This window comes from Streptomyces sp. UW30 (assembly GCF_008042075.1).
In the GTDB taxonomy this organism is placed as follows: domain Bacteria; phylum Actinomycetota; class Actinomycetes; order Streptomycetales; family Streptomycetaceae; genus Streptomyces.
In genome coordinates, this window is the sequence record NZ_RDBN01000037.1 from 1,304,516 (window position 1) to 1,318,620 (window position 14,105).

Here is a 14,105-nt window from a genome sequence, read left to right on the forward strand (position 1 = left end):
CCCCGCCCCGGCCCCCGCCACCCCGGTCAGCGGTCCGGTGGTGCGAAGAGTTCGTCCTGTGCCGCGTCGCGCGCGGTGAGCAGTGCCCCGCGCAGGACGGCGCCGCCGCCCCAGATACTCCTCGAACGTCCCCTTGCCCACGGCACGCTCAGGCGTGAGATGGCTGCCCGAGCGGAAAGCCCGGTATGCCTTGCCCCACAGCGGCACGCTCACGAGGAGCCGCTTGCGGCCCGTGGCCTTGAGGTGGGCGCGGGCCAGCGAGTCGAAGGTCCGCACCTCGGGGCCGCCCATGTCCTCGACGCGCCCGGCGGGAGCCGCCAGGGCCAGCTCGGCCAGCCGGTCCGCGACCTCCGCGACCTCGACGGGCTGGTCCTGCACACCGGCCGGGATCAGCATGACCGGCACCTTCGACAGCGCCCCGAGCACCCGCACCACCAGGTCGTGGAACTGGGTCGCGCGCAGCACGGTCCACTCCAGCCCCGACTCCTCGACCATCCGCTCCACGGCGAGCTTGGACTTGTAGTAGCCGAGCGGCACCCGGTCGACGCCGACGATCGAGATGTAGACCAGATGCCGTACGCCGGCCTTCCGCGCCGCCCCGATCAGCTGCTCCGCGGCCTTCTCGTCGCCGCCGTTCGGCGAGGTCGCGCAGTGCACGACCGTGTCGACGCCCGTCATCGCGGCGTCCAGTGCGGGACCGCCCTTGCGCAGATCGACGGCGTACGGCTGGGTGTGCCGGCTCAGTACCCGCACCTCGTGACCGTCCGCGCGCAGCCGCTCGGTGACGAGCCGGCCGAGCGTGCCGGTGCCGCCGGTCACCATGATCGTGGTCATGCTGTTGAGTCCCTTCGGACGCCGGGCGCTCCCGGGCGGAGCGCCCCTCACCGACTGGGACCGTGTACCCCGCGCGAAATGTGACAGCTTTGCGAGCCCGCCTTTCCGAGCCCGCCTTTCCGAGCCCGCTTTCTAAGCCCGCGCCAGCTGCCGCCGCACGAACTCCAGCTTGTCCGGGTTGACCATGGCCCACGCGTGCGTGACCAGCCCGTCCCGCAGCTCGAAGGCCACCACCGACATGAGCGTGTCGCCCGCCCAGGCGGCCACCGCGGTCGAACCGTTGATCTCGACGGCCGTGAGGTCCACGCCGGACAGGAACGTCCGCGTCGCACCCGCCAGGAAGCGGAACACCTTGTCCCGGCCCTCGATCGGCCGCCGGGCCGCCGTGACCTTGCCGCCACCGTCGCTCGACCAGACGACGTCGGCCGCCAGCAGCTTCTCGAGCCCGCCGAGGTCGCCGTCGCGGGCCGCCGTGAGGAACGACCTGACCAGCTCCTCCTGCTGCTCGGGAGACGCCTCGAACCGCGCCCGCCGCTCCTCGACCCGCCGCACCGCCCGCCGGTAGACCTGACGGCAGTTCGCCTCGGTCAGATCCAGTGCCTCGGCGATCTCCCGGTGGCCGTAGGCGAACGCCTCCCGCAGCACGTACACGGCCCGCTCGGTCGGGGTCAGCCGCTCCAGCAGCACCAGCATCGCCATGGACACGGCGTCCCGCTGTTCGGCGGACTCCAGCGGCCCCAGCGTGCCGTCCGAGGTGACCACCGGCTCCGGCAGCCAGGGCCCGACGTACCGCTCGCGCCGGGCCCGCGCCGAGGTCAGCCGGTTGAGGCACAGGTTGGTGACGACCTTCGCGAGCCAGGCCGCCGGATACTCGATGGTGTCCCGGGCGGCGCCGTCGAAGCGCAGGTAGGCGTCCTGGACGGTGTCCTCGGCCTCCGCCGCGGAGCCGAGCATGCGATACGCCAGACCGAACAGCCGTGCGCGGTGTGCCTCGAACTCCTCGGCGGTGGCGGTCGTCATGCCCTCACCCTGCCAGAGCCGCCGAGGGCGCGAGTTGGGAGACCCGGCGGCGGGCAAGGGCCGTCGTCACCGCCGCCGGGCCGTCTGTGCGGGGGCTCGGCAGGTTCCCAGGTCCTGCCGCACACCCCGGTCACAGGTGGCTCCACTGGAAGAGGCCCGAGAGGACGAAGGCGTTCCCGCACCCTAGAGAGGACTAGACCACAGCGTCAATAGGTATGGACCAATTCCAAGGCCGTTTCGCGGTAAGGGAGTTGGGGCCATCGCGAACCGCCGGGGAAGTCCAGTGACGGAGCTTGTGAGCCACCCCACATCGTCCGCTTGTATGGACACCGATCGGGCGTGGCACACTGGCCCTGTACCAGAAGCAGCGCACTCCGGGGTCGGTGAAAGTCCGAACCGGCGGTTACAGTCCGCGACCCGGTCGCCTCCAGCGGCCGGTTGACCAGGTGAAATTCCTGGACCGACGGTTAAAGTCCGGATGGGAGGCAGTGCGCGGCGGGCGGGCATTCGTGCGCGCCGCCGTACCGGTTCGTCCTTGGGGCGAGCCCTGTCCGGCGTCGTCCTCGGTGTCCCTGCTCGTTCATTCTGTCGTTTGTCGACAGCCCCGGAGTCCGTGCCCCGATGTGGCAGGAGGACCCGGGAAGTGTTCACCGGAATCGTCGAAGAGCTGGGCGAGATCACCGCTGTCGAGACCCTCGACGACGCCTGTCGCTTCCGACTGCGCGGCCCCGTCGTCACCGACGGCGCAAAGCACGGCGACTCGATCGCCGTCAACGGCGTGTGTCTCACGGTCGTCGACCACGAGGGCGACGAGTTCACCGCCGACGTCATGGCCGAGAGCCTGAACCGCTCCAGCCTGGGCGCCCTCACCGTCGGCTCCCGCGTCAACCTGGAGCGCCCCACCGCCGTGGGCGCGCGCCTCGGCGGGCACATCGTGCAGGGCCACGTCGACGGCACCGGCGAGGTACTGGAGCGCAAGCCCTCCGACAACTGGGAGATCGTGAAGATCTCCCTCCCCGCGGACCTGACCAGGTACGTCGTCGAGAAGGGCTCCATCACCGTCGACGGCATCAGCCTCACCGTCGTCGATGCCGGGCCCGACTACTTCACCGTGAGCCTCATCCCCACCACCCTCGCCCTGACCACGCTCGGCCTCAAGCAGCCCGGCGACCCGGTCAACCTCGAGGTCGACGTCATCGCCAAGTACGTCGAGCGGATGCTGGGCGACCGGCTCTCCTCCGAAGGGACGGCGGGCCGGTGAACTCGCTGAACTCCGAGGCCTTCGTCCTGTTCGGCCAGCACATCCTCTGGTCGGACATGATCGGCAACCTCTTCGGCCTCGCCGCCCTCGCCCTCGGCTGGCGGCGCTCCATATGGACCTGGCCCGTGCAGTTCCTGGCCGGCCTGATCCTGTTCGGGGCGTTCTACGGCCATCTGACCGGCAGCGCCGGCAAGCAGGCGGTCGTCATGGTCGTCGCCCTGTACGGCTGGTGGCAGTGGCAGCGCAGCAAGGGGCGGACCGAAGACGGTGGCGACGGCCACATCAGCGTCCGGTTCGCCACCTGGCGCGAGCGCGGCGCGATGGTCGCCGCGGCCGCCGCCGGCACCGTCGCGGTGGCGCTGCTCTTCAAGGCGTACCCGACCCTGTCCTGGGACCCCTGGCCCGACGCCTACATCTTCGTCGGCACCATCGTCGCCATGTACGCCCAGGCACGCGGCATGGTCGAGTTCTGGTTCGCCTGGCTGCTCGTCGACCTGGTCGGCGTCCCCCTGAACTTCGCCAACGGCTACGCCTTCTCCGGCTTCGTCTACGTCATCTACGGCGCACTCGTCCTGTGGGGCATGCGCGACTGGTGGCTGCGCTCCCGCGAGGACGCGCGGCCCGTCCTGGAAGGAGCGCCGGCATGACCACGGCACCCGTTCTGTACAGCACGGACAACATCGCGGACTGGTCGCTCGACCCCGTCGAGCAGGCCATCGCCGACATCGCGGCCGGCCGCCCGATCGTGGTCGTCGACGACGAGGACCGGGAGAACGAGGGCGACCTCGTCATCGCCGCCGAGCACGCGACCCCCGAGATCGTCGCCTTCATGATGAGCGAGTGCCGCGGTCTGATCTGCGCGCCCATGGAGCCGGAGGAGCTGGACCGGCTGGAGCTCGCGCAGATGGTCCAGGACAACACCGAGTCGATGAAGACCGCGTTCACGGTCTCCGTCGATGCCTCCGGCGCCCACGGCGTGACCACCGGCATCTCGGCCTCCGACCGCTCGACCACGCTCCAGCTCCTCGCGAGCGGCAAGGCGGAGCCGTCGGACCTCGTCCGCCCCGGCCACATCTTCCCGCTGCGTGCCAGGCCCGGCGGCGTCCTCGTGCGCAACGGCCACACCGAGGCCGCCGTCGACCTCGCCCGGCTCGCGGGCCTGCGCCCGGCCGGCGCCATCGTCGAGATCGCCGGCGAGGACGGCGAGATGCTGCGCCTGCCCGAGCTGATCCCGTTCGCCCGCAAGCACGGCCTGACGATCATCTCCATCGAGGACCTGATCGCCTACCTCCGCGACGCCGAGCGCCCCCAGCAGAAGCCGGTCCCGGTCGAGCAGCGGCCCCTGGCGGCCGAGTCCGCCGTCCGCCGCGAGGCCGAGGTCCATCTCCCCACCGCCCACGGCACCTTCACGGCGTACGGCTACCGCTCCACCGTCGACGGCGTCGAGCATGTCGCCCTCGTGCACGGTGAGATCGGCGACGGCGAGGACGTCGTCGTCCGTGTCCACTCCGAGTGCCTCACCGGCGACGTCTTCCACTCCCTGCGCTGCGACTGCGGCCCCCAGCTGGAGGCCGCCCTGGAGCGCATCCAGGACGAGGGCCGTGGAGTCGTCGTCTACCTGCGCGGACACGAGGGCCGGGGCATCGGTCTGATGTCCAAGCTGCGCGCCTACGAACTCCAGGAGCGCGGCCGCGACACCCTCGACGCCAACCTCGAACTCGGCCTGCCCGCGGACGCCCGCGACTACGGCGTCGGCGCGCGGATCCTGGCCGACCTCGGCGTGCGCAGCGTCCGGCTGCTGACCAACAACCCCGACAAGACCGACGCGCTGCGCGGCCACGGCATCGAGGTCACCGAGCGCGAGCCGATGCCCGTGACCGCGGGCGAGCACAACCTGACGTACCTGCGCACCAAGCGGGACCGGATGGGACACGACCTGCCCTGGCTGGACGCGGCCCCCGAGCCCGCCCTGTCCACCTGCACCAACCAGTAAGAGCACACCCCAGCAAGAACACACCCCAGCAAGAGCACACCCCAGCAAGAGCACACCGAGGAGAGTCAGGAACGTGAGCGGCAAGGGCGCACCGGAGCTGTCCGTACGCAATGTGGGCGACCTGCGGGTCGCGGTCATCGCGGCACAGTGGCACGAGAAGGTGATGGACGGACTGGTGGACGGCGCGCTGCGCGCCCTGCACGACCTGGGGATCGACGAGCCGACCCTGCTCAGGGTCCCCGGCAGCTGGGAACTCCCGGTCGTCGCCAAGGTCCTCGCGGGCCGCGGCTACGACGCGATCGTGGCCCTCGGCGTCGTCATCCGCGGCGGCACCCCCCACTTCGAGTTCGTGTGCCAGGGCGTGACCCAGGGCCTGACCCAGGTCTCGGTCGAGACGGGCGTCCCGATCGGCTTCGGCGTGCTGACCTGCGACACCGAGGAGCAGGCCCTGGACCGCGCGGGCATCGAGGGCTCCAACGAGGACAAGGGGCACGAGGCGGTGACGGCCGCGGTGGCCACGGCGGCGACCCTCCGCTCAGTATCTGAACCCTGGCGCTGACGAAAGCCGTATGTGGCATAGGCTGAGCGTCACCATGTCCAAGAAGACTTTCGAGGAGCTCTTCACCGAGCTCCAGCACAAGGCCGCCCACGGCGATCCCGCCACTTCCCGCACCGCCGAACTCGTCGAGAAGGGCGTCCACGCCATCGGCAAGAAGGTCGTCGAGGAGGCCGCCGAGGTCTGGATGGCGGCCGAGTACGAGGGCAAGGAAGCGGCCGCCGAGGAGATCTCGCAGCTGCTGTACCACGTCCAGGTGATGATGGTCGCCCGCGGGATCTCCCTGGACGACGTGTACGCCCACCTGTAAGTCACCCGCCGCACATTCATCCCATCAGAGCAAAGGAAGCCGACCTCATGCTGCGCATCGCCGTCCCCAACAAGGGTTCCCTGTCCGGCCCTGCGGCGGACATGCTGCATGAGGCCGGTTACCAGCAGCGGCGCGAGTCCAAGGAACTGCGGATCGTCGACCCCGAGAACGACGTCGAGTTCTTCTACCTGCGCCCCCGCGACATCGCCATCTACGTCGCCTCCGGCCAGCTCGACATCGGCATCACCGGCCGTGACCTGCTGATCGACTCGGACGCCGACGCGGAGGAGATCCTGCCGCTCGGCTTCGCCCGCTCCACCTTCCGCWTCGCCACCAAGCCGGGCACCGTCGGCGACGACCTGGCGGACCTGAAGGGGAAGACGGTCGCCACCTCCTACGAGGGCATCGTCGCCAAGCACCTCGCGGACAACGGCATCGAGGCTTCCGTCGTCCACCTCGACGGCGCCGTCGAGACAGCCATCCAGCTCGGTGTCGCCCAGGTCATCGCGGACGTCGTCGAGACCGGCACCTCGCTGCGCAACGCCGGTCTTGAGGTCGTCGGCGAGCCGATCATGAAGTCCGAGGCCGTCGTCATCCGCCGCGTCGGCGCGGACGCCGACGAGGTCAAGGTCCAGCAGTTCCTGCGCCGCCTCCAGGGCGTCCTGGTCGCCCGGACCTACGTGATGATGGACTACGACTGCCGCGTCGAGCAGCTGGAGAAGGCCGTCGCCCTCACTCCGGGCCTGGAGTCGCCGACCGTGTCGCCGCTGCACAACGAGGGCTGGGTCGCCGTCCGGGCGATGGTCCCCTCCAAGGAAGCCCAGCGCATCATGGACGACCTGTACGACATCGGCGCCCGGGCCATCCTGACCACGGCCATCCACGCCTGCCGCCTGTAGAGAGCACAGCGATGTCCGAACTGCCTGCACTTCCCGTCACGTTCCGGCCGGGCCGCACCCGGGCCGTCCTGCTCACCGCCGGCACCGCGATCTTCGTCGTCATCACGGCCGTCGCGCTGCTGCTGGAGAAGCTCGGCCCCGGCGAGCGCCTCAGCTTCATCCTCACCGGCGCGCTCATGTTCGGCGTGCTGGCGATGCTGGCGCGCGTGAAGGTCGTCGCCGACGAGTCCGGCGTCACTGTGGTGAACATCACTACCAAGCGCCGCCTCGAATGGGCCGAGATCCTCCAGGTGAACCTCCGCCCGGGCGACCCCTGGGTGTTCCTCAACCTCAGCGACGGCACCAGCCTGCCTGCGCTCGGCATCCAGCCGGGCATCGCCAAGCAGCGCGCCATCGCCGATGCACGCACCCTGCGGGCGCTCGCCGAGGCCCGTTCCATCAAGGAGCCCGAGGACCATGAGGACTGACTCGGCGGCGTTCACCCTGACGTAAATCGCGATGTCTTGATTAATCTGTTGGCGGAGGCGTTTTCGTGGCGCCTCCGCCACTGATGTTCCCACCGGTCCTCAGAGGCCCCCTGCTACCCGAGGAGTGATTCCCTCCAGCGATGGACGGATCGTCCTGTAGTACCGGCGCCGCCCCCTCCCGACATACCGGGGCGGCCGCATCATGAGCACCCCCTTGCTGCTCCTGGCAGCCGCGTTCCTCCTGATCCTCGCCAACGGCTTCTTCGTGGCCGCCGAGTTCGGCCTGGTCACGGTCGAGGCGACGGACGCCGAGAAGGCCGCCGCGGAGGGCGACCGAAGGGCCCACCGGGTCGTCGAGTCGCTCAAGGAACTGTCGTTCCAGCTCTCCGGCACCCAGCTCGGCATCACCATCACGTCCCTCGTCGTCGGCATGCTGGCCGAACCGGCGCTCGCCGAGCTGCTGGGCGGGCCCTTCACCGCGATCGGTATCCCCGAGGGCGCGGTGTCCGGCGTGGCCGTGGTCGTCGGCATGCTGATGGCCTCGGCCGTGCAGATGGTGATCGGCGAGCTCGTGCCCAAGAACTGGGCGGTGTCCCGGCCGATGCAGGTCGCGCGCTTCGTCGCCGGCCCGCAGCACGTCTTCGCGCGGCTGTTCCGCCCGGTGATCGCCGCGCTGAACTCCGTCGCCAACCGTCTCGTGCGCGCGCTGGGCATCGAGCCCGCCGAGGAGCTGGCCTCCGCCCGCACCCCCGGCGAACTCGTCTCCCTGGCCCGGCACTCCGCCCAGGCCGGCACCCTGGAACAGGACACGGCGGATCTCTTCGTACGGACCCTGTCGCTCGCCGAGCTCACCGCGCAGCACGTCATGACCCCGCGCGTGAAGGTCAGCGCGCTGCAGTCGTCGGCGACCGCCGAGGACGTGGTCAACCTCACCCGCGCCACCGGGCTGTCCCGCTTCCCGGTCTACCGGGAGCGGATCGACGAAATCGTCGGGATGGTCCATCTGAAGGACGCCCTGGCGATCCGTTCGAGTGACCGGCTGCGCACCGCGGTCGGCCGTATCGCCCGCCCGGCGCTGCTCGTCCCCGAGACCCTGCCGGTCCGGCCGCTGCTGGCCCAGCTGCGCAGCGAGCAGCCCATCGCCGTCGTCGTCGACGAGTACGGCGGCACGGCCGGCGTGGTCACGCTGGAGGACATCGTCGAGGAGATCGTCGGCGAGGTCCGCGACGAGCACGACGGGCAGGACCTGCCCGAACTCGCCGCAGCCCCGCCGGAGGACGGCCGCCCCGCCTGGGACGCCGACGGCAGCTGCCGGGTCGACATCCTCCAGCGCATAGGCCTCGACGTGCCCGAGGGGCCGTACGAGACCGTCGCCGGACTCGTCGCCGACCTGCTCGGGCGCATCCCGGCCGTCGGCGACAAGGCGGAACTGCCGGGCTGGCGGCTGTCGGTGCGCCGGGTCGGCCACTACCGCGCCGAGCGCGTCCGGCTGGTCCGGACCGGTGCCATGGTGGAGGTCGCCCGATGAGCGTGCTCCAACTCGTCTTCGCCGCGCTGCTCGTGCTCGCCAACGGATTCTTCGTCGGCGCCGAGTTCGCCCTCGTCTCGGTCCGCCGTAGCCAGATCGAACCACTGGGCACCGCGCGCGCCCGGCAGGTGCTGTACGGCCTGGAGCGGCTGCCGCAGATGATGGCGGCGGCCCAGTTCGGCATCACCGTCTGCTCGCTGACGCTCGGCGCGGTCGCCGAGCCGACCGTGGCGCATCTGCTGACGCCGGTGTTCGAGTGGATCCACATGCCGCACGGCCTGATCCACCCGCTCACCTACGTCATCGCCCTCGCCGCGGTGGTCTTCTTCCACCTGGTCATCGGCGAGATGCTGCCGAAGAACCTGGCGATGGCCGCGCCGGAGAAGGTCGCGCTCTGGCTCAGCCCGGGCCTGGTCTGGTTCGCCCGCTTCTGCAAGCCGATCACCGTGGCGCTGGGCGCGGTCGCGCAGGCCATCCTGCGGCTGTTCCGCGTCGAGCCGAAGGACGAGGTCGAGGCGGTCTTCACCAGCGAGCAGCTCAACCGGCTGGTGGAGGACTCCGGCCAGGCGGGCCTGCTCGACCCCGAGGAGCAGGAGCGTCTGGAGGACGCGCTGGAACTGGGCTCGCGCCCGGTCACGGACGTTCTCCTGGGGCGCGAGTCCCTCGTCACCGTCAGCCCCTCGGTCACCCCCGGCCAGATCGTCGCGCTCACCGCCCGCACCGGGTACTCCCGCTTCCCGGTCGCGGCGGAGAACGGCGCCTTCATGGGCTATCTGCATGTGAAGGACGTACTGGACCTGGAGGAGTCCGAGCGTGCGGTGCCGCAGCAGGTGTGGCATCCGATGACGACCCTGCGCTCGGAACTGCCGCTGGACGACGCCCTGACGGTCATGCGCCGCGCCGCCACCCACCTCGCCCAGGTGGCCGACGCCTCCGGCAAGGTCCTCGGCCTCGTCGCGCTGGAGGACGTACTGGAGCTCCTGGTGGGCGAGGTACGGGACCCGGCGCACCGGGAGCTGCCCGAGGTGCGGGTCACGGGGCCGCGGGTGAGCAGCGGGGAGCCGGAACAGGCACTGGCAGGCTGACCGGGCAAGTGGGCCGCGGGATCCGTCACATGGCCGACGGATCCTGCGGGCCCCGTCCCGACAGCACTTCGCCGTAGGCCTGCATCAGATCCGGCAGCCGGAGCGTCGACAGCTCGTCCCGCGTCAGCGCACCCGGATAGGTCGTCAACCGCAGATCCCGGTACGCACAGCTCTTCTCGTACAGCGTCCGCAGGAACCGCCCGTTGCCCAGCTCGTCGATCCACCCCTGATCGACCACATGCCCGGCGATCGACCGCAGCTCCTCCAACGCCTCCTCGTCCCACGCGTCGCCGTTCTCCGCGGCGAGGACCTCACCGATCGAGGTGAGTTCGAGGGGGCGGTACGAGGGGAAGTCGACGCGGGTCGTGAAGCGTGACGACAGGCCGGGGTTCGCGGCCAGCAGCCGGTCCATGCCCTCGGCGTAGCCGGCCAGGATCACGACCAGGTGGTCGCGGTTGTCCTCCGCCCGCTTCAGCAGTACCTGCAGGGCCTCGTCGCCGTAGGCGTCGCCCTTGCCGTAGCCGGTGTTGGACAGGGAGTACGCCTCGTCCACGAACAGGACCCCGCCGAGCGCGGAGTCGATGAGCTCATTGGCCTTCACGGCTGTCTGGCCCAGATACTCGCCGACCAGATCGGCCCGCTGGGCCTCCACGAGATGGTCGCCGCCCAGCAGGCCGAGGGCGTAGAAGACGCGGCCCAGGATGCGGGCGACCGTGGTCTTGCCGGTGCCCGAGGGGCCGGAGAAGACGAAGTGCCGTTTCGGCGGCTGCACCGGCAGCCCCTGCCCGGTGCGCAGCCGGGCCATGTTCAACTGGGCGGACAGCGCCTTGACCTGGCGCTTGACGGGTTCCAGCCCCACCATGCGCTCGAGCTCGGCGAGCGCCTCCTCGAGTAACGCGGGGTCGGTCGGCCCGGCGGGCAGCGGCTGCGACGACACGGCCGTCTTCTCGCGCACCGCCGGGTCCACCACCGACGGAATCGGACCCGTCGGCGGCAGGTCGGGGTCCGACAGCTTCAGGTCCCGGCCCTCGGTACCGAAGAGCGGGTCGAGCCCGTCGGCCATGTCCTGTCCGAACCCGGTGAGCGTGATCGCCGCGAGGTCGGTGGGATCGTCGTAGCCGTCGCCCTCGGCGATGGCCGCGAGCCGGGCCGAGGTGTCCATGAAGGCGGGGTCGACACGGTGCACGGCCCGGTAGAGCGGGAGGGCGGCAGCGGAGCGGCCCGTGCCCTCGTGCGCCCGGGCCAGCCAGTAGCGCAGCTCCTTGCGCTGCGGCTGCTCGCTGCGGCACCGCATCAGCGCGGCCGACAACAGCGGCTCGGCCTGCCCGTACATCTCGAGCCGCACCCGCGCCATGCCGCCGAACAGGCCGGCCTCGATGCCGAGCATCGGATCGTCGAGCAGCGGGTCGGTGTGCCGGACGAGCTGATCCCAGTCCTTGACCAGATAGGCGCGGCAGGCGTGCAGGAAGCGGACCTGGTGGTCGGTGTCCACGGGCGGGAGCCCGGCGAGCGCCCGGTCCAGCTCCGGGACGTGCCGGCCGTCGAGCCAGTGCGAGGCGTGCGCCAGCAGCAGGTCCCGGGGGCTCTCCAGGACCGGCTGCACCCACCAGCCAAGCCAGTACCAGGAGTTGAGCGTGCGTCGATGCCGGGCGCGCTGTTCCCCGAAGCGGTCCCGGTGCCGGTACATCCGCAGCAGCGCGGTCGTCGTGTCGACGCGCAGCGCGTGCAGCCCGAGCCAGCCGTCGGCCATCCCGGGATCGATCCTCACCGCGGTGCGGAACTCCTCCTCCGCCTGCGGATACGCCCCCATGGTGTAGGCATCCACACCTCGCAGCCAGGCGAGGTCGGCCGGGGCCTCGGGGCCCTGCGTGCCGAAGTCCATCCCGTCCCCCACAAACCGTGCCCCCGTCGGTTGGCCGGCCGCTCGCCCGGCGGCCGCCTTGATCGAACCGCCGTACCGCGGACCGGAGTTGCAACGGTGCGCAGAGCAGCCGTACGAAGGTCGCACCGAGGGCATCGTACCTGCGAGGGCATGGCCCGCCCCAGGGTGCCGCACCGGCCGTTTGGCGAGGTGGGAGCAGATCGGGGGAATCACGATTGGTGACCGAGGGTGAGCAAATCACGCCTCTCGGCGCCCGAAAAGAGAAGTCCGGGCAGAACGAAGCCCCCGATCACGGGGGAACAACCGGGGGCTTCGCGTCTTCGGGCGGCCTCGAATGACCGCACATTCAGAACGTAAGTCCTGTACGGCCCCCGGGTCAAGCCGAGTTGAAGCACTCCGGGAACTTGTCCGGGACGGCTCTTCACAAGTTCAGCACATTGCCGATGGGTCGTCACCGTCTGTGATGACCTGGTCCGGTCCAGCAGTCCCGGCAGGCCCAGGAACCACCTCATATCCCTTGCTGCACTGCCGAACCAGAAGGTCGGCGAACGGCCGCGAGGGGTCGCCTGCGAAGTGTCTCAGCTCCGCCCTGACCCACCCGTCCCAGAACTCCCGCTGTTCCTCCCCGTCCCGCGAGCGGCCCCGCGTCCACGACTCCTCGTGCGCCAGCTCCATCCACAGCAGCCGGGCCAGATACGGGCGCAGCGCTCGGCGGCCGGCGCCGACGCCCTCGACGACGATCACCGGGGCGGGTGGAAGCGCGAGCGGCGGTCCGAAGTGGCGGGTCCGCCAGTCGTAGGGGGTGTAGTGGGCGGTCCGGCCGTGGGCGAGGGGTGAAATCACCTGGGCCTGCAGCCGCTCGGTCCACTCGAACAACTCGTCGTGGCTGGCGATGTCGTCGAGGTGCAGCACCGGGGCGTCGTCCAGCTCCCGGGCCAACTTCCCGGCGAACGTGGACTTTCCGGAGCCGGCGTGCCCGTCGACGCCGATGAGGCGGACCGGGCCGCAGGACGGGGGGAGGCGGCGCAGCCGCGTGGCGAGGTCGTGAATCGTTTTTCCTGAATGTGCAGCGGGGGTGGGCATATTTCGTTGGAACATTCTAGTAGTGGGTGAAAGCGGATGCTGCGGCGGGATGAGAAAAGGTGTCGCTTTGAACTAGACGGCGGATGTCCGCAATGCCGACGAAAAACTCCGGCCACCAGGGTGAAATCCGCGTTCCGGTTGAGGCCCACGCTGAGTAAGGTGCCAGTGGCGCAACTGTGAGGTGACGTAACGGGGATGGGCTGGGACACATGGCCGCGGGGTTATTCGAAGGGCAGTATGTGTGGCATCCGGCGGCCGACGACCGCGTGCTGGCGAGCGTATGCGTCGATGTCCGGGCGGGGCGATATCTGAGCGCCCGCGACGCCCTGGCCGAAACCCGCGGTGACTTCCTGCTGCGTGCCCACCGCTCCCTCGTGCTCGCCTCGGAGGCCGCCGACTCCGACCTCGTCGAGCGCTGGCTGACGGAGGAGCCCGGTCCCGAGGCGGCCCTGATGTGGGCGCGTGTCGCCGTGCTGAGGGCGCTGCGCGCGGCCGACGACCGTGACCCGCGCACCGATGCGCTGGAGCGGATAGCGCTGGCCGCCTGCGAGCGGGCCACGACCGCGGACCCCGGCGATCCCACACCCTGGGTGGCCAAGCTGGCCATGGCCCGGCTGCACCGGCTGCGCGACCAGGCGCCGCGCGGGCTGCTCACCGCACCGCCCGGGCCGTGGCGCCTGTTCGCGCACGTCCTGTCGCTCGACCCCTGGCACCGCGAGGCCCACCACCGATTTCTGGCCTGCTTCTTCCCCCGGTACGGCGGCTCGGTGACCGGCGCCTGGGACGTCGCCGCCTTCCTCGGCCAGCGGGCGCCCGCAGACTCGCCGCTGCGCCTGCTCCCGCTCGTCGCCCTGGTCGAGTGCTACGACCCCACCCGGCTGCTCGCCGACCGCGTCTGGGAGCAGCCGCAGTGGCGCTCCACCGCCCTGGACATCCACCAGAACTGGCTGCCCGTGGTGGCCGGCTACCCCTTCACTCCCGTCCTCGACCTGGCCTACCTCGCGCATGCCCTGGTCATGGGCGGGTGCGAGGCGCAGGCCCGCGCCGTGTTCACGGCGATGGGGCCCTTCGCCTCGCGCATGCCCTGGTCCGTCTTCGGTGACCCGGCCGAGCAGCTGTCCCGGGCGCGCCGCGCCTGCGGGCTGCCGGTGCCGGGCGCCTGACGTGCCACAACCCCCCACCGAGAG

Annotated in this window: 14 protein-coding genes and 1 riboswitch; of the genes, 10 read left to right on the plus strand and 4 right to left on the minus strand. The window is 70.7% G+C overall.

Going from position 1 to position 14,105, the window contains the following annotated elements; translation table 11 throughout:
* Together EAO75_RS24675 and EAO75_RS24680 are read right to left on the minus strand one after the other, a co-directional pair.
* Positions 1–834, minus strand: an 834-nt coding sequence (locus tag EAO75_RS24675) for an SDR family oxidoreductase (protein ID WP_147998054.1), incomplete at its 3' end; no start/stop codon positions are given.
* A gap of 132 nt (positions 835–966) precedes the next feature.
* Complete coding sequence (locus EAO75_RS24680) at positions 967–1,854, minus strand: RNA polymerase sigma-70 factor (protein ID WP_147997217.1); 888 nt, start codon at positions 1,852–1,854, stop codon at positions 967–969.
* Positions 1,855–2,219: 365 nt separating this feature from the next.
* A riboswitch (FMN riboswitch) is annotated at positions 2,220–2,350 on the plus strand.
* Positions 2,351–2,497: 147 nt separating this feature from the next.
* On the opposite strand from EAO75_RS24680, the gene EAO75_RS24685 reads away from it, so the two are divergent.
* From EAO75_RS24685 to EAO75_RS24725, 9 genes are all read left to right on the plus strand, one after another.
* The gene (locus EAO75_RS24685; protein WP_147997218.1) at positions 2,498–3,115 is read left to right on the plus strand and encodes a riboflavin synthase; all 618 of its coding nucleotides are present in this window, start codon (positions 2,498–2,500) and stop codon (positions 3,113–3,115) included.
* Entirely contained in the window at positions 3,112–3,762 is a 651-nt protein-coding gene (locus tag EAO75_RS24690) for a nicotinamide riboside transporter PnuC (protein WP_147997219.1), read from the plus strand. The genes EAO75_RS24685 and EAO75_RS24690 overlap by 4 nt, the downstream gene beginning before the upstream one ends.
* The gene (locus tag EAO75_RS24695) at positions 3,759–5,108 is read left to right on the plus strand and encodes a bifunctional 3,4-dihydroxy-2-butanone-4-phosphate synthase/GTP cyclohydrolase II (RefSeq protein WP_147997220.1); all 1,350 of its coding nucleotides are present in this window, start codon (positions 3,759–3,761) and stop codon (positions 5,106–5,108) included. Before EAO75_RS24690 ends, EAO75_RS24695 begins: the two co-directional genes overlap by 4 nt.
* 73 nt (positions 5,109–5,181) lie before the next feature.
* Complete coding sequence (ribH, locus tag EAO75_RS24700; RefSeq protein WP_093908860.1) at positions 5,182–5,667, plus strand: 6,7-dimethyl-8-ribityllumazine synthase; 486 nt, start codon at positions 5,182–5,184, stop codon at positions 5,665–5,667.
* Between the two features lie 34 nt (positions 5,668–5,701).
* A complete protein-coding gene (locus EAO75_RS24705) occupies positions 5,702–5,974 on the plus strand; it encodes a phosphoribosyl-ATP diphosphatase (RefSeq protein WP_048458133.1) in 273 nt (90 codons plus the stop codon).
* Between the two features lie 47 nt (positions 5,975–6,021).
* On the plus strand, positions 6,022–6,873 hold the full coding sequence (gene hisG, locus EAO75_RS24710; RefSeq protein WP_147997221.1) for an ATP phosphoribosyltransferase: 852 nt from the start codon (positions 6,022–6,024) through the stop codon (positions 6,871–6,873).
* An 11-nt stretch (positions 6,874–6,884) separates the two neighbouring features.
* The gene (locus tag EAO75_RS24715) at positions 6,885–7,340 is read left to right on the plus strand and encodes a PH domain-containing protein (RefSeq protein WP_147997222.1); all 456 of its coding nucleotides are present in this window, start codon (positions 6,885–6,887) and stop codon (positions 7,338–7,340) included.
* A 202-nt stretch (positions 7,341–7,542) separates the two neighbouring features.
* Positions 7,543–8,868 (plus strand): hemolysin family protein, encoded by a 1,326-nt coding sequence (locus EAO75_RS24720; RefSeq protein WP_147997223.1) that lies wholly within the window; start codon positions 7,543–7,545, stop codon positions 8,866–8,868.
* The gene (locus tag EAO75_RS24725) at positions 8,865–9,953 is read left to right on the plus strand and encodes a hemolysin family protein (protein ID WP_147997224.1); all 1,089 of its coding nucleotides are present in this window, start codon (positions 8,865–8,867) and stop codon (positions 9,951–9,953) included. The genes EAO75_RS24720 and EAO75_RS24725 overlap by 4 nt, the downstream gene beginning before the upstream one ends.
* Before the next feature lie 25 nt (positions 9,954–9,978).
* Here the strand turns inward: EAO75_RS24725 and EAO75_RS24730 are convergent, their stop codons facing one another.
* Complete coding sequence (locus tag EAO75_RS24730) at positions 9,979–11,835, minus strand: AAA family ATPase (RefSeq protein WP_147997225.1); 1,857 nt, start codon at positions 11,833–11,835, stop codon at positions 9,979–9,981.
* Between the two features lie 429 nt (positions 11,836–12,264).
* Positions 12,265–12,918, minus strand: coding sequence for a uridine kinase (locus EAO75_RS24735; RefSeq protein WP_147997226.1), 654 nt, complete (start codon positions 12,916–12,918; stop codon positions 12,265–12,267).
* A 209-nt stretch (positions 12,919–13,127) separates the two neighbouring features.
* On the opposite strand from EAO75_RS24735, the gene EAO75_RS24740 reads away from it, so the two are divergent.
* Positions 13,128–14,081 carry a hypothetical protein gene (locus EAO75_RS24740; RefSeq protein WP_187284567.1) on the plus strand — a complete coding sequence of 318 codons (954 nt, stop codon included), beginning with the start codon at positions 13,128–13,130 and terminating at the stop codon, positions 14,079–14,081.
* Positions 14,082–14,105: the final 24 nt, after the last annotated feature.